This is a genomic window from Amycolatopsis thermalba, from assembly GCF_023376025.1.
GTDB classification, from domain to species: Bacteria; Actinomycetota; Actinomycetes; order Mycobacteriales; family Pseudonocardiaceae; genus Amycolatopsis_E; species Amycolatopsis_E thermalba.
The window spans coordinates 2,618,987-2,636,578 of sequence record NZ_CP091196.1 but is presented as its reverse complement, the minus strand read 5'-3'; the positions used below and the strand labels follow the sequence as shown (position 1 = coordinate 2,636,578).

The following is a 17,592-nucleotide window of genomic DNA, read 5'->3' as shown; positions in this document are numbered from 1 at the left end:
CAGCTCCTCCCGCGCGCCGTCGTCGAGGCGCGTGACCACCACCTCGGCCGGCACGCGTGCCCCGGTGAAGGCGGGATTGTCGTACCAGTTGCTGGAGAGCACTTCCCCGTTCTCGCCGAGGGTGTGCTCCCACCAGCCTTCGACGTCGGCGAACGCGATCCGCTCGTGGAGGACCTCGGCGTTCCCGGTGCCCTCTTCGCCGTGGCGCGCCAGCGTCGCGTCGAGGTCGACTCCGGCGGGAGCACGGTGCACGTAGGTCCAGACGGAGCCGGTGAAGTCCCGCAGCTGATCGACCGCGACCAGCAGGTCGCGGGTCGACGCCACCTGGCCGGTGCCCGGTTGCTCGGCGTGCGCCCGGAGGTCGTCGAACCGCAGGTCGCCGCCCGGTGTCCGGGTGATGCCACCGACCTCGGCGAGGACCTCGGGCCGGGTGGCGCGGACGATGAAGAGCGCGTCCTGGGCGTGCGCGCGGCTGCGGTGCAGCGCCACGACCTCGCCGCCGTCCGCGGTCGGCAGGGTGCCGGTGCGCAGGCCCTCGGGCTCACCCAGCGACGTCCCCTCGCCGCGCCGCCACCGCGCGACGGCGTCGGTGATCTGCCACGCGCGGGCCGTGGCGCCGGCGGGCTCCGTCCGCACGTCGTCGGGCACCAGCCGGCCGAGGTCGGCCGGCTCGCGGCCGCCGACGGTCAGCCTCTCCAGTTCCCTCGGCAGCAGCTCCAGAGCCTGCCGCAGGGTCAGCGCGAGCGCCTCCGCCCGGGCGTCCGCGTCCACGGGCACCGCGGGAACGACCACCTCGATCGGCGCGGTCTGGGTGACCTGCCCGCCATCGACGCGCAGCCCGGAGACGTAGAGCCACGAGCCGTCGACCGTGTCGTCGGCCCGGACCCGGATCCCGGCTTGCGCTCCGTCGCCGAGGCGGACGACCCACATCTCACCGCGCCCGGACACGTCGGCGACCGCCTGCGCCTCCACGGCGCCGGGGATCCCGCGGCCGAACAGCTCACGGACCGTGGCCTCGACGACGGCGGCCTCCGTCGTCGTCGCGGCGGCGTCCGGCCACTGGCCGGACAGCGGCACGTCCCGCCCGGAACTGGTCACCGCGGGCGTCCGGCGGAACCGTCGCATCGCGCCGGCGGCCGCCCTGGCCAGCTCGTTCTCCCGGGCCGCCCGCACCGGATGCGTGTCCACGACGACGGCGCCGGGCGTGTGCGTTCCGGCGAAGGTCAGCACCTGCGTGACCTGCGCGCCCTGTCCGGTGAAGGTCACTTCGACCCGGTCCGGAACCTGTTCGGTGTCGCGGACCGGGGTGTCGCCGGACATCAGGCGCACCCGCACCCCGTCGCCGGTGTAGCCGTTCAGCGCCGGGTCCCAGTTCAGCTCGGCGTCCCAGGCGGGCAGGCCCCGGGCGGTGTCGGCGCCGCTGCTGGCCGCCAGCGTCCCCGTCGCCGGATCGAGCTTGAGCGAGAGGTCGGTCCCGCCCGGCCGCGTGTAGTGCAGCCAGCGGCCGTCCGGCCCGGCCGTATCGAGCGGGCCGGTGGAGCCGATCCCCGCGAGGAGCCGGCCGGACCACGAGTGGGCCGGCTCGAGCGGAACGGCGAGGTCGTGCAGGGAAGCGGCGGTGCCCCGGTGCACCTTCGGTCCCGTCGACCCCACGACGTCGAACTCGCGCGCGAGCCCCGTCCGGTGCAGCCCCTGCCACACCGAGTGGTTGATCCGGACGCCGGCACCGAACGGTGTGGTGACGTTGAAGTGCCAGTTGTACCGGTCGTAGACGTGGACCTGGTACTGGACCTCGACCCGCGTGCCGGCCGGCCCCGGCGCCACCTCGACGACACCGCTGACGGTGTAGTAGAAGGTGCCGAGCGCCAGGTGCCAGTCGGCGTTCTGCACCACCATGCGCTCGTTGTCGAAACGCTGCCAGCGGGTGCTGAACGGGAACGTCCCGGACTCGCCACGCGCCTCGGCCGCCCGGACCAGGCGCAGTGCCTCGAAGGCCACCTGCCGTCCGGCGTCCTGGCGCAGGCCCGGGATTTCACGCATCATCCGGTCCGGGTCGACGAGGAAGTCCCGTCCCGTGCCGCCCAGGAAGTGGCGCATCAGCGCCGCCCCGGTCGGGTAGTAGACGGCGGCCGCGCCGCCGATCGAGGTGAGCGCCGCGGCCCGCTGCGCCCGGCCCCACACCGTCGGCGGTTCGACGGCGTACGGGCCGGAACCCGCGCCCATGATGGTGTCACCCGGAGCGGGTTTGGGCGGACGGCCCGGCAGTTCGGGCGTGCCGTTCCCGGCCGCCGTCGAGTCCGGCGTGGACACGTCGATGCCGTGGTCCCGCGCCAGGGCGTCGAGGCTTTCGCGGAGGGCGGGCAGTGCCTGCGTCACCGCGGTCAGGTCACGGCCGGCGATCGACCGCTCGACGGCTTCGCCGAACTGCCGCGCTTCTGCCGCGACCCGGTCCAGCGCCGTACGAGCACCGGCCGTCAGATCCGGTTCCCGCTGCGCGCGGGCGATGCCGTCCAGGATCCGGGCGAGGGGCCCGCGGCCGTCGGCCGCGCCGTGCACCGCGGCTGCGACCTCCACGAGGTCGCGCACCGTGATGCCGTCGCGGTAGGACGGTGCGTCCTCGCCGGCGGGTAGCAGCTCCTCGGCGACGGCCACCCACCGCCCGAAGTCCGCGGGGCCGATGTGCCGCGCGAGCGCCGCGGCCAGGATCGCCTGCGCGAGTTCGCCACCGGCCTGCGTCCGGCCCAGGAACCGGCGGTCGAGCGGCGCGCCGACGGTGTCCATCCAGGTGGTGAAGAACTCCTGCCTGCGCAGGTGCTCGAGCATCGACGAGCCCGGCGGCGGCGCGGCCCGGACGCTCAGCTCGGCCTGCCACGCGTCGACCCATTCGACGGCACGCAGCAGATCGTCGTGCAGTGTGTCGACGATGAACGCACGGTGCACGGCGGTCGCGTCGTCGAAGAGCGTGTCGAACTCGTCGAGCGCGTCGACGAGCGCTCGCATGTACTCGACCTGGATCCCCATGACCACGCCGCCGGGGCCCACCAGCGGAGTGGACAGCTCGCCGAACCAGTCGAGGGACCCGGCGATCGCGTCGTGGGTTTGGGTGGCCAGCCGCTGCCAGTCCGTCTCGTCGATCCAGCCCGGCGCCTGGGGGCGTTCCCGCCCGAGGCTCGGTTCGACGACCGGATCACCCTGCGCCACCGCCAGCGTGAAGCGGTCGACGTGGTCCGTTGTGGACGGATACCGATACCGCAGCACCTCGGTCAGCAGCTCCGGGGTCCAGGACCGCACCTCGGCCAGCTCGGCAGGCAGCGGACCGTCCAACGACCGCACCCACTCCAGCAGGTGCAGGTGGTCCTCGACCTCCCGCTGCAACATCAGATCCGCGGTGGCCCCGTCGAACCGCGCGGCCGCCACGGCGGGCGCATCGCGGAAGGAAGTGATGACCTCCTTCACCAACGCGGTCGCCACTACGCTCAGCGGCTCACCGGCCCGTAGCCCCACCCGGCCGGTCGCCCAGTCGTACACCCCGGACGCACTCAGGTACGGCGACAACCGGTCCCGCGCGGCCTCGTCATCGGGGAACGCCTCCGCAAGGCCCTGCTCGCTCAACTCGAACGCGGACGCGGCCTTCTCGCGGATCCGGCCCGCCAACTCGTCGACCGGCACGCCCAACCGCGCCGCGACGAGGGCGGACCCGCGCACGGCGAACTCGGCGACGTCCTGCGCGGTGAGGACGTCGAGCCGATCGATGCCGGTTTCGGCGGGCGCCCGCACCCCCGCGAAAGCGGGGTTGTCGTGCCAGGTGACGCTGATCAGATCGCGGTGCCGGGTCCGCCTCACCTGCCACCAGCCCCGGACGTCCTCCGGCTCGACCCGGCTGTGCAGCACCCGGCCCTCGCCGGGAACCGGTGTGCCGCGCCGTTCCGCGGTGGCGTCCACGTCCACGCCGCCGGGGGCGTGGTGCTCGTAGATGTAAGTCGTTTCCCCGCCGTTCGAGTTGTCCGCGGCCGCGACGGACAGCACGGGACTGGAGACGACGACCTGCGGGGCCTCCGCGGACGAGCGCTGGAGGTCCTCGTCGAGGACTTCGCGCCGCCTCTTCCCGGTCAGCCCGCCCCGCTGCACTTCCTCGGGAGCGACCGCGGTGCTGGTGTAGAGCGGACCGTGCCGCTGCGCGCGGCTGCGGAAGACGGCCTCGGTCCGCTCGCCGTCCTTCGTGGCGAGCGGACCGGTCCGGCGCCCGGCGGACGCCACCGGCTCCGGGCCGGGCCGGATGCCGTGGGCGAGTGCCGTGAAGGCTTCGTGGAGCCGCCATTCGCGGGACCGCGCGGTGTCCGGGCCCGGCTCGCGCACGTGGGCGGGAACGAGCGTGCCGGTGACGGGCACGGCGGCCTGCTTGCTCTCGACGACGGGCCGGACCATCGCGTCGACCGTGCCCGGCAGCAGCTCCACCGCTTGCCCCAGCGCATGCGCGATGGCGGCGCGGCGGCCGTCGGCGTCGACGGGAACCGGTGGTAGCGCGAGCACCGCCGCGGCGGCCTGTTCGACCTGGTCCCCGACCCGTATCGGCGGGAGGCGCAGCCACGGATCCGTAACGCTCTCGTCCGGCCGCACCCTCAGGGCGAGCTCGATGCCGTCCTGGAGGCCGAGCAGCCACAGGGTTCCGGCGCCGGCCGGATCCGGCACTGCGCGCGCGGACTCCAGCCCCGAAATTCCGCCGGCGAGCACCTGCGCGACCGCTTCGTCGATGGCGCCCGCGTCGGTGGTCGTGGGCGAAGCGGCGGGCAGTGCCGAGGACAGCAGCACGTCCCGTCCCGGAACCCGCACCACATCCGACGTGATCAAGCGGAGCACCGCCTGCCGGGTCGGACCGTCCAGTTCGCGGATCAGCGCGGACCGGACCGGGTGCGCGCCGTCCGCGGCGATCTCCTCCGGTGTGTACACGCCCCGGAACCCGAGAGTTCCCGTGGTGCCGTCGGGATAACGGACCCGGACGCTGTCGGCCGCGCCCTGCAGTCCGTTCGTGGGCCTGCCGTCGAGCAGCAACTCGACGCGGCCGTCCGCGCCGACGTAGGCGCCTTCGGCCGCGTTCCAGTGCAGCCGCGCGTTCCACTCGTCACGACCGCCGGACTCCCCCGGCGGACGGCTGACGACGATGGAATCCGAACCCGGCTCGAGCCGGAACCAGACGCTGTCGTCGCCGTCCGCCGTGCTGTAGACCTGCCACTGCGCGGCCAACCGCTCCACGGTCGCGGAATCGGGAACGTGCGGCAGCGCCGCGCTCATCAGACCGTCCAGCAGGCGGTCCCGCGGCGACGCCGCGTGGTCGACCGGGATCTCCAGGCCGTACAGCGACAGCAGGGGCCCGCGGTGCACCTTGCGTGCGGTGGACCCGACGATGTCGAACTCGCGCGCCATCCCGGCGCGGTGCAGGATCTGCCATTCGTCGTCCCAGACCCACAGCGGTCCCACCGGGAAACGGTTACCGTGGTGCCAGCTGTACCGGTCGTACACGTGCACCTGGTAGTCGACCTGGACGTCGGGCCGGCCACCGTCACGTCCCGGCAGGACGGTGACGGCTCCGCTGACCGCGAAGTAGAACGTGCCCACTCCGAGGTGCCAGTCCCTGCTCTTCGCCTCGGTCAGGGTGGTGTCGAAGCGCTGCCACGGGGTGGAGAACGGGAACGTCCCGGTTTCGCCACGAGTCTCGGCGGCCCGGGTAAGCCGCAACGCCTCGAACCGCACCTGCGTCGTCGCGGCGTCGTGCAGCGTGGGCAGGGCGCCGAGCAGGTGGTCGGGCTCGACCACGAAGTCCCGGCCGGAGTTGCCGAGGTAGTGCCGCATCATCCCGGCCGCGACGGGCAGGCCCCTCGCCAGGCCCCCGAGGACGATGGCCTGCCCGATCGCCTTCAGCCGCCAGGCCCTGAGACCCGGGCGCTCCGAGCCCCACGTACCGGACCCGCCGCCCATCATGGTCACGCCCAGGACGGGCTTCGGCGGGCGGCCGGGCAGGACCGGGCCCTCCGCGGTGCTCTCGGCCGGACTCGGCCAGTGGGGCGAGGAGACATCGAGGCCGTGCCTGCCCACCGTGCGCAGGCTGGCGCGCAGATCCGCGAGCGCCTCCGCCACCGGCTCCAGCACACCCGGTCGCGCGTCGGCCACCGCGGCATCGAGGGCACGGGCCTTCGTGACGACATCGGCGAGCGCCGTGCGGAGTCCCGCAGGCAGATCGGGCAGCTCCTGCGCCCGCGCGGTCGCCTCGAGCACGCGGGCCACCAGCGTGGGGTGGGCACCGGTTCCGTACACCACGGTCGCGAGGTCGACCAGGTCGGCCAGGGAAACCCCGTCGACGAAAGCGGGGGCGTCCGTCCCGGCGGGCAGGAGTGCCGTCGCGACCGGCCACCAGCGTCCAGGGTCCGCGGGACCGATGTGACGCTGCAGCGCGGCGATCAGATGCGCCTGCGCGTGCCCGCCGCTGGCCCAGGACCGCGCGAGGAACCGGCGGTCGAGCAGGCCCCCGGTGTGCGCCATCCACTCCCGGAACGCCCGCTGCGCGCGGAGGTGCTCGAGCATCGCCGCGCCCGGCGGGGTGTGCGCGTGCACGGTGAGTTCGGGTTCGTGGGCGGAGTACCACTCGTCGAGCCGCACCATGCCGTCGTGCGCACTGCTGATGACGCCCGCTCTGTACGTGGTGTCCTCGGAGGCGACCATGTCGAGGTACGACCGGAGCGTGGCGCGGGAGCTGATCGCGCTCCACTCGGACAGGCGCGGCAAGCTGCGGACCGACTCGGTCCGGCGCTGCAGGCCGTCCGACTCCGCGTGTGCCTCGATCGCGTCCGACAGGAGCTGTACGATCTCGGTCCCCTCGATCCAGCCGCGAGCGGCCGCACCGTCGCGCTGGGCGAACGCCGGGATGTCGCCGTCGCCGAGCACGACGGACCGGTAGGCCAGCACGGCGTGGAGCGCGCCGGCCACCTCGCGTTCCTGGTCCTGCTCGCTCATCCCGTCGGGCAGCGTGAGCCGGTGGGTGGCCGGGTCGCCGGTGGTCAACCGCAGCCGGGCCGCCGGGGAACCGGCGGCGACGTCGACGACCAGCCGGAACGGCCGGCCCGCGGAGCTGATCGCGGTGAGCGTGGCGGAGGGTGAATCCGTGCCGGGGATGGCCGCAAAGGTGGTGACGGAATCGCTCAGCCGCGCCTGCTCCGCGCCGCGCCGCGCCACTGCGGCGATCACCGCCGGTTCCACGGCCGCAGGGGCCGGGCCCGGGACGCCCGCGTCGCCCAGCCCGGCGGCGTGCGAGGCGAGGTCGGTGAGCAGCGGCACGGCCAGTTCGCCGAGCGCGGACAGCGGAAGCTCCACCTCGGCCCGCGCGTCGCCGGCCAGCTGCGTGCGCAGCGCGTCCGGGTCGGGCCGGCGGCCGGTTCCCTCCCGCACGTCGAGCACGACTTCCCGGTCGCCGGCCGTCAGCGTGATCACCAGGCCGGACGGCGCGGCCTCGACCCGGGCCACCGCATCGGGAACCTGCGTCGCGAGGGTCGCCGAAACCGCCTCCGCCACGGCGCGCTCGCGCCCGAGGCTCGGCTCCACCACCGGGTCGCCCTGGTGGATGGCCGTGGTGAAGCGGTCGACGTGGTCCGTTGTGGACGGATAACGCCACTGCAGCACCTCGCGCAGCAGCTCCGGGCTCCAGGTCCGCACCTCGGCCAGCTCGGTGCTGAGCGGACCGTCCAGCGACTGGGCCCACGCCAGCACGGCCAGGTGGTCGGCGATCTCGCGGTCCAGCATCAGCTCGGCCGGGGCACCGGTGGCGGTCCGCGCGGCCTCGGCCGGCGGCTCGCGGAAGGACGTGACCACCTCCTTGACCAGCCCGGCCGCGACGACGTCCACCGGGGCGCCGACGGCCAGGCCGACGCGGCCGGACTCCCAGTCGTACACCGCGGCGGCCGACAGGTAGGGCGACAGCCGGTCCCAGGCCGCCTGGTCGCCGGCGAATCCGCGGACGATTCCGCGCGCGGACAGCTCGAACGCCCCGGCGAGCTTCTCGTCGATGCGGCGGACGACCTCGTCCTCGGTCACGCCGAGCGCGTCGGCGATGGCGCGCGTGCCCCGCTTGGCGAAGTCCCCGATCTCCGCGCGCGCGGTGTCCAGCGACGCCACCACCGCATCCGCGGACGGGACCAGGTCACCCGGGTGCGGCGGATCCGACGCCTCCGCGGACCGGACCCGCCAGGTGTCCTCCAGGATCCGGCTGTTCACCTGCTCGACCGCGCCGGCCACGGCCTCGGTCAGCGCCGCCTGGCCGGTCATCGGCGGGACGACGATCTCCACCGGCGCCGACTGGACCCACCGCCCCTCCGCGAGGTGGGTGCCGGAGCGGCCCGCGTCCGCCTGCGTCCGCGGGTCCACGTGCAGCTCGACGGCCGGGACCCGGACGCTCGGCGCGGTCGCGGCGGGGTCGACGCGCACCTGGTACTGCCAGCGCAGCCCGTCGGCCCGGGCCGTGCGGACCACCGTCCCGTCCGGACGGGTGACGGTCTCGGTGCGGATCCCGGCGGCGCCGAACGCCGATTCGACCGCCCGCGCCACCTCGTCCGGATCCGCGGTGCGGTCCACTTCGGACGCGGGCAGCTCGATCTCGGCCGCGTCCGTGGTCAGCACCGCGGTCGGCAGCGGGCGCAACGGCTCGGCGCCGTCCGTTCCGGTGAGCGGCTCGGTCGCGAGGTCGCCCACCGCGGGCAGGGTCACGAACTCCCACCGGACCCAGTCCGCGGCCCGCTCGTCCACTGCGGACTGCAGCGCCGCGGGCGTGCGGACACCCAGTTCGACGGCGAGCGGGAGGAGCGCCCGGCGCTGCCAGGACGGTTCGGCGGGCAGCGGGGGCACGACGACCTCCGCCACGCCCGTCTGCACCCATCGCCCGCCGGTCAGCCGCGTGCCCGGTTCGCTGTCGCGCGCGGTGTCCACGTCGACCCGCAGGTCCATCGCGGGCAGCACGACCCGCGCGGTGACCGCGTCCGGGTCGACGCGGACCCGGAACCGGAGCACCGGCCCGTCGCCGCGACCGGCCAGCAGCCAGGTGGTGCCGTCCCCGCCCGGGTCGGGCCGGACCCGCCCGGCCCAGTCCTCGCCGCCGGAGAGCATGTCCCGCAGCGTGTTCTCGATCGCGCGCGGGTCGGTGGTGCGGGCCCGCCAGGGTTCGGCGGGCGCCTGCACGCCCCGCACGATCCGCTCCCGCCCGGGCAGGGTGAGCACGGTCCGCTCGCCCCGACGCAGCTCGCCGACCGGCGCGCCGGTCGCGGGCAGGTCCGCCGCCAGGTTCCGCAGCGGCGGCAGCTCCCCCACCCGCCGATCGGTCTCCAGGCCGCGGACCGTCTCCACGACCGGCAGCCCGACCTTGGCACGCGCGTCCACCAGCGCGGACACGACCATCGTCCGGCGCCATCCCGGCTCGACGGTCACCGGCGGCAGCACGATCTCGGCCCGGCGGTCCTGGGTCCACCGGCCGTCCCGGAGGTCCGCACCCGGTTCGACCCGCAACTCGACGACCGGGAGCGACACGTGCGCCCGGGTCGCGTCCGGATCGACGCGCACGGTGAACCCGAGACCGGTGTCACCGAAGACCCCGGACACGGTCGTGCCGTCGAAGGTGACGTCCCGGGCGCCCGTGGCCTCCAGCGTCTGACGGACGGTGTCGGCGACCAGCGCCGGGTCGGCCGAGGTCACCAGCCCGGGGATGGCCGGCTCGGCGTTGAGCGGCACCGTGCGGTCGAGGGTGTCGTGAGCCGTCACCGGATCGATCGCGAGCACCACCGCCGGATCGGCGGCCCGCGTGCCGGGTTCGCGCGCGGTGACCTCTCGCGTGGCGAGCGCGGGCCAGTCCACGGAAGCCACTTCGGCGGCCTGACCGCGGATGGCGGGTGGCACCTGCGACAGCAGCTCGCCGACCAGCGTCGTGGCCACTTCGGACTGCCACGCCGGGTGGACCGGCACCGGCGGGACCACCGCCACCACCGGATCCTGCACCCAGCGCGCGCCGTCGAACCGCGGCGGCGGGACCCGGACGCTCGGTTCCGTGGCGAACTCGCTCACCTCGACGGTGAGCCGCCACGACGAACCCCGGTCGGTGAGCGTCCACGTGGTGGTGCCACCGTGCGCCTCCCGCACGGCGTGCACCCCCGCGTCGGCCAGCGCGCGCTGGACCGCGTCCGCCATCCCGTCCTGGTCCACCGCGCTCACGACCGCGAGGGGGAAGCTCGCCGTCGTCACCGGCAGCGCCCGTCCCGTCTGCCGTTCGGCTCCCAGGTTCGGCTCCACCGGCGACCGGCCCTCGGCCACGGCCGCCAGCACCTCGGCGGTGTGGTCGAACCGGTTGTGGAAGCTGAGCTGGGACGCGGGCCCGAGCACGGCCTCCTCCCTGGACCGCACCTCCGCGAGCGCCTCGGCGCGGGCGCCACCGGCCGCGTCCAGCCACGCCAGGACGACCCGGTGGTCGGCGGCCCGGCGGCGGCCGAGCGCCCGGCCGATGGCGGCCCGGTCGGCGGTGTCCACGGCCGCGAGGTCGTCGGCCGGTGCGGTCCGGAACGAGGTGACCACGCCGCGGGCTAGTTCGGTGGCGAGGTCGGCCTCCGGCCGTCCGAGGCGCAGGCCCACCCGGCCGGATTCCCAGTCGTAGACGCTGCTCGCGGTGACGTACGGCGCGAGCCGCGCGCGGGCCGCTTCGTCACCCGGGAACGCGCGGGCGATGCCCTGCTCCCCCAGCGCGAAGGCGCTCGCCGCCAGCTGGTCGAACCGCGCCTCCACGGTGGACAGCGGCACGCCGAGCGCGTCGGCGATCGCCGGGGCGCCGGACTTGCCGAAGTCCGCCAGCGCCTGCCGCGTCCCGTCGTCGAGGGCCGTTACCGCACCGGGATCGCCGTCATCCCCTCGCGGGACAGATCCATCGCGTCCAGCAGCTGCCAGAGCATCCGGTGCTCCTCCGGTGTCACCGGAACCCCGTGCCGTTCCAGCAGCTCCACCGTCGTCAGCGTCAGATCCGGCCAGTTCGCCAGCTCGGCGTACTGGACCATCTCCGCGCGGTCCGGCTCCGGGATCCGCGGCCCGAACGTCTCCAGCAGCGTCCCGGCCAGTCCGGTCGCCTCCACCTCGCTCAGGCTCGGCACTTCCGTCAGCGCCGTCAGGTCCTCGCTCACCCGCGCCGCTCGTTTCCTCAGCGGTTCCGGGTCGTCCGGGCTGTCGAACAGCGCCAGCAACGTCCGCAGCTCCTCGCGTTCCCGCGTCGACACCGGGCTGTCCAGCCTCCGCAGTGCCCGGATCAGCGCCTGCACGCTCATCGGCCACTCGCCCACGTTCAGCGTCCGGCGAACCGAGTTCAGCGCCTCGTCGTCCAGCCGGTCCAGGAACCTGCCGGGCAGTTCCTTCATCCGCCGAGCGATCTCCACCTCGGAGAGCTCCATCGTCCCGCCCTCCTTCGCGTTGCGGCGTCCCGTCGCCGCCGGGGTCGTCCAGCGGCTCGGCGTTCTGGATGACGTTGCCGGCGTCGATCGCGACCCTGAGCCGGACGCCATCGTAGTCCCCGTGGACCCACTCCTGTTTCTTGCGGTGGACCGGTTCGAGCGGCCGCCGCGCGAGCGCCTCCGGCCGCAGGCCCTCGGTGACGACCTGCGCGAGGATGCTCTCCAACCGCCCTGGTTCGAACCACTCCGCGGGGAACTTGTCCACCCGCGCCGGGTGATCGGGGTTGCGGATCGCCAGCCGGTTCAGCGTGGGCTGGGGCAGCGTGGGCGCCACTTCGTGCCGGGCCGGCTCCGACGGCACGGGGTTGGTGACCACCCCGCGCCCGCCCTCCAGGGGGTAGGCCGTCGCGACCCATCCGTCCTCGAGCACGGCGACGACGACCATGACGCCGTCGTGCTCCCGGCTCGCCACCCAGGACTGGTGCTCGGCGTCCCACACGACGCGGGTGGGGTGTTCGGCGGTCTGGCGGATGATCGCCTCGGTCCGCGCGTCGTCGTCCTTCCACCGCTCCGGGAACTCGGTCTTGCCCGGCCGGCCGGTGCCGTGGCGGTGACCGCCGCCCCGGTCGCCGTCGAGGATGTGCCCCACGCGGTCCGGCTCGAGCCGGATGCGGTCGGCGGGCGGGCGTCGCGCGTCGAAGATGACGTCCGGGTGGTGCCAGCCGTTCGGCCGGGTGGCGTCGGTGAGCATCGTGACCACCTCGGCCACGGTGCTGCCCCCGGTCAGCGGCGCCACCGCGACACCGGCCGCCGTACCCGGCAGCTCGTGCACCGTGGTGGTCAGCGTCGGGCTGACGTTGTCCAGCTCAGCACGCAACGCGGCGACGTCGTCGTGCACTCGTACCACCGCGACCTCGGTGCCGTCCGGGGTGCGGGCGACGAGGTGACCCCGCCGGGTGTCGTCCTCGCCGTCGAGCCGGGTCAGCGTCACCGACGGCACGTTCAGCTCACCGGCGACCTGCCTGGCCAGACGGCCGCCGGCCAGCCTCCGGCGCACCGCGGGCGTCAGTTCGGCGTCCTGCGGCGCCGGCGGGTTTTCGGTGAGGTGGCGCAGGCGCGACTGCAGCCAGAACCGGCGCGGATCGTTGCGGCCCAGCCGGTCGCGCTGCCGGGCGACCTCCGCCACCTCCGCGGCGTGCCGCACACCGGCCTCGGTGGTCAGGTTGATCTCGACGGCACGGCCGTCGGGCGCCGTCCAGGTGGTGTGCCACCCGTGCCACTGACGCCCGCCGAGCAGCCCCGCGTCCCGCCGGCCCCACGCGCTGTCGACGTCGTCCAGCGTGAAGCCGCGGCTTTCCAGCTCCTCCGCGACCGTGACGCCGTCGGCGAGGTAGTCGTCCGGGTTGACCGTGATGGTGTAGCGGGACGGCCCCTCCTGGGTCACCGCGGCGCCCGGCACCGCCGCGACCGCGACGGTGACGGGGTCCGGCGGGGTGGTGTCCGGCGGCGCGGTGGCCGGTTCGGGCGCGCGCAGCCGGAGCTCGATCGTCTGCCCCGACTGGACGTGGCGCAGCGTGACCCGGCCGTCCTGGACCTCGCCGTGCGCGAAGCCGCGCCAGGCGAACTCCCGCACGAGTGAGTCGGCGACCGAGGCGTCGTCCACGTCGACGGTGAACCGGGCCGGCCCGTCCTGAGCCAGGCCGGCGAGCGTGGTCGGCCGGAGCCGGGCCCCGTCGACGGCGGCGACGGCGTCCTGGAACGGCTCCCGCCAGGTGCCCGGCTCCTGCGGTTCGGGGCGGCCGGCTTCGGTGTTCGGGCCCGGGAGGGGTTCGGCCTGCAGGACTTTTCCGTCGGGAGCCACGACCGCCGCGATCGTCACCCCGTCGCGGTCGCCGCGAACGGCCCACAACCCCGTTTCTTCGTCGAACCTGGCCACATCCGGCCGCTGGACGACGTCCCGCACCACCTCACCGAGCGCGGACCGGGGGTTCGTGCCGTCGCCGAACCACCGCGCGGCGATCCGGATGTGCTCGGGGGAGGTCGCTTCCGGCCCGTGCCGCTCCAGCATCCGGTCGAGCACGTCGCCGGACACCTCGAGGTCGCCCAGTGCCGGCCGCTGCTCGTGGTCGAGCACGGTGTCCCAGGCGTTCGCCCGGGCACCGGAGGGCAGTTCGACGGTGTCCAGGCCGTCCGGCTCGAGCACGCCGCGCAGGATCTCGTTCCGGAGCCCGGCGTGCGGGCCGTCCGGATCCAGCCGGGCGGCCTGGGCCCGTGCCGCCACCGACTCCGGTGTGCCGAACCGCAGCACGATCGACTCGCCGGTGACCGGGTTGGTCCACCGGGTGACGACCCCGGATCCGGCGTGGTCCCAGTGCAGCTCGGTGGTCTCCGGGCGCAGGCCGGACTCCGCCAGCGCCCGCACCGTCGTCTGGACGCCGTCGCGGAATCCGGGGGCATCGGGCAGGCGCACCGAGTAGTGGGACGGCGCGCCCGCCGCCGACGGCGGCGCCAGCGGGTCGGGCACCAGGCGGGCGCCGCGGACCGCCGTCATCACGGTCCGGGCCAGCGGGGTGACCGCGGGATCGCGGTACAGGGCCACCGTGCCGTCGGTCAGGTCGCCCAGCCCCTGCAGGGTCGTGCCGACCTCGCCGAGCACGTGGCGCCACTTCACCCGCTCCGCGATGGTGCGCTGGAAGCCGTCGCTGAGCGTCTTGTCCGACACCCGGAGCTGCAGGGGCTCCGCCTGGACCCCGTCGGCCGTGAAGCGGGGGTAGACGACCTGGTACTCGCCGGCGGCCAGGCCGGAGTCGACCGCCAGGACCGCGTCGACGGTGACGTCGTCGTAGACGAGCCGCACGGTCTCGTCGTGGAACTCCACCCGCTGCGGCAGCCGGGCGCCCGGCTCGGACAGGCGGTTCAACGGGATCGGGTCGCCGAGCGACGGCGCCGACGGCGTGAGCACGGCGGCCGGCGCCGTGGTCTGGCCCAGTCCGCGCGCGAAGGACTCGAACTCCTGGACGACCGCTTCGCTGTCCGCGGTGGTGTCCCGCGTGACCGCGACCGAACCGCTGACCGGCTCGCCCGGCACCCGCGCCAGGGCGCGGCGGTTGACCGCGTGGTGCGGCTGGTCGCGTCCCGGCACACCGTCGGCGACGGTCCGCAGGCCCGCTTCCAGCAGCGCGTCCAGGTCGCCGCGGCCGATCCGGATGGTCGCCTCGCCGGTCTGCCGTGCGGAGCCGTCGGCCCGCACCTGCCAGGTGCCGGGGTCGACCTGCACGTGGTTGTCGGGAACCCGGTCGTCCAGCTGGACGCGCACGAGGATGCGGTTGCCGTTGCCGTACTCCACGACCAGCGGGCCCTCGCCCGGGTCGCCGTGCAGCGCGGTGGCGACGCGCGGGCTCGCGAGACTGTTGTCCGGCGCGGACTCCTGGCGGCGGGCGATCGCGTCGGTCAGGTCCTGGTCGCCCGGGGCCGCCGGCATGGCGTCCGGGCCGGCCTGCACCGTGCGCGGCAGCGCGTGCCACGTCGTGCCCGGTTCCTGCGGCGTCATCCCGCCGACGGCCGGGCCCGCGTTGGTGTGCACCAGGGACGGCGTGAGGTCGTCGGGCAACGGGGCGCGGGCGAACAGGTGCTCCAGGACCTGGTCCATCATGGCCCGGTTGTTCTGCATCACCTCGGTCATCTGCTCGGACACGAGGCTGGAGACGTGGACCTCGTCGCCCCGCACCTCGACCGCGCCGGCCGGGAGGTCGTCGTTCAGGGTCAGGAAGAACTCGGCGGTCTGGTTGTGCGGCGAGATGACGCTGAACATGCCGGTCTCCCGGTCCACCTGGACCGTGTAACCTTCCGCGTTCAGCGCGTCGAGGGTGCGGGCGGTGACCGCGGTCGCCGTCTCCGGCCCGCGCTCGGCCTTCTCCGGCGGGTTCTCCGGGGTGAACTGCTGCCGGTGTTCGCGGGTGTCCGTCGTCTCGGGCCGGCTGCCGGAGTCCGCGTCGCCCGTGGAGGAATCCGGGTTCTGCGTGGACTCACCGTCGCGAGTGGACGAATCGGGAGCCTGGGTGCTGTCACCCTCCCGACGCCCACCGTCCGCGGCGTCCGGGGTCTGCGTGGTGTCACCGTCGCGAGTGGACGGTTCCGGGTTCGCCTCCGGTGTCCGGGTGCGGTTCTGGGCCGCCGTCTCGTCCCGGCCGGTCTGGGTGCGGTGGTCGGTGTCCGGCTGCGTCGTACGGCCGGTGTCGCGCGTCGGCTCGGCAGTCCGGTCCCCGCCGGGCTGGTCCGCGCCCGCGGTGGCCACCCGGCGCTGTTCCTCGGGCGCCGTCCGGGTGTCGTCGCCGGACGAGGTCTCTTCGGTCTCCGGCTTGGTGCTCTCGTCCGGCGTCGTCCGCCGCGGTTCGCCGGACTGCTCGCCGGTGCGGCCGTTGCGGGAGGGCGAATCCCCCGCGTTCTGCGCGGAACCGGAGCCGCCCGACCCGCTCGACCCGCCGGCGCCGGACGCCGCTCCGCCCCGGGTCGCCGGACCCGAGCCGCTGCTCGACCCGCCACCCGAGCCGGACGACGTGCTCGCCGACCCACCCGACCCGCCGGTCCCGCCGCCGGTCGCGGTCTGGGTCGCGCCACCGCCGAAGTGCCCGGCGGCGGGCGCGGCGCCGTCCCCGGTCCACGTGACACCGGCCGGCACCTGCCCGGGCTGCTGCGCGATGAAGTTCGAGAAGTCGGTGCCCGCGTGGAAACCCGTCAGCAGCCGGCGGTCGGCCAGGTTCATCGAGAAGTGGCTCTTGAACTCCTTGATCGACGTGCCGCCCGCGTAGAGCTCCTGCACGCCGCCCATCGCGCCACCGAGCGCGGCCTTCTTGAGGTTCTCCCAGCTGAGCGGGTCCTCCCCCGCCTGCTGGCCGCCGCGCGCGTTCCGGGCGGTGGTGTCGTGCGGCGTCCCCTCCGCGTTCGTCAGCTTGTCCATGCCGGCGGTGAACCCCACCGACCCGACCTGGCCGATGACACCACCCGCGGCACCGAGGATGACGTGCGCCGGCAGCCCCGCGGCCAGCGCCAGCGGACCGCCACCGAGCGAGGCGCCGACGAACCCCGCGGCGACGTTGGTGAAGTTGACCCGGTACCTGTCGCCCATCTCGATGTCGGTCAGGACCTCGCCACCCAAGGCGCCGCCCGCGCCGTACATCGCACCGCTGCGCACGCTGTAGCCGACCAGCCGCTGGCCGATGACCTTGCCCGCGCCGCCCCGCGCGACGTGGGTGGCCACCGCCTCCGCGAGCCTGCGCTGCATCTCGGGCGTGAGGCCGCCCTTCTGGACCGCGCGCTGGGTGATCCGCTCGGCCACCTCCCGGCCGCCGTACCCGCGTCCGAGCTGCTGGGCGATCTCCCTCCGGATGGCCGGGTTCTTGAACTGCGGCATGATCCGCATCAGGGTGCGCTCGACCTCGCGCGCCCCGATCCGGCCCGCCGTGTGCGCGAGGTAGATCCGCCAGCCGCGGGCGATCGCCGCGCCGGCGCCCTTGATCGAGAACTGCTTGATCGCCTGCTTGATCGAGATCTCGGCGACCTCGGCGATCGCCTTGCGCATCAGGGCGCGCAGAGCGAGCCCCGTCGCGGTGATGGACCCGGGGATGCCGGCCAGGCTGCCACCGAGGCTGGGCACCGCGGCGGCCAGCGAGACGGCGATCTCCGTGACGGTCATGACCAGCATGACCTCGTAGCTGTTCTTCGCCAGCGCGAGGCTGGTCTGGAACTGCCCGACGCCCATCCCCATTTCCATGGCGTTCTGGGCCGCGCCGAGGATGACCTTGCTGAACTGGGTCGACGCCGCGCTGAACTGCGCCGGTGCGGCACCCTGGTAGCCCTGCGTCACCATCTCGGTGAGCGCGCCCAGCTGCGTCTGCAGGTCGGCCAGGTCCAGGCCGTTGGTGCTCCAGAAGTCGACGAGGGGCTGGATGTCGTCCGGGTGCGCCTCCGGGTACTCGCCGAGCCACCCGTCGATCGCCGCGCGGACGATCGGCGGGAGGACCGGGATCCCGACCCAGTCGTTGACGTCGCGGATGAACTCGTCCGCCGCGTCCCCGAAGTCCGCCAACAGCTGCGCGAAGTACGCGAAACCATCATCGATGGTTCTGTGCACTCCCAT

The 17,592-nt window shown here is 74.6% G+C and carries 1 protein-coding gene (running past one end of the window); it reads right to left on the bottom strand.

All coding sequences use genetic code 11. The features are described from left to right. Window positions 1–17,592: the 5' portion of a toxin glutamine deamidase domain-containing protein gene (locus L1857_RS12880; protein WP_249465184.1), read on the bottom strand. 33,075 nt of this gene lie to the left of the window's left edge; 17,592 of the gene's 50,667 nt are visible here — the first part of the coding sequence; its start codon is at window positions 17,590–17,592; its stop codon lies beyond the left edge, outside the window.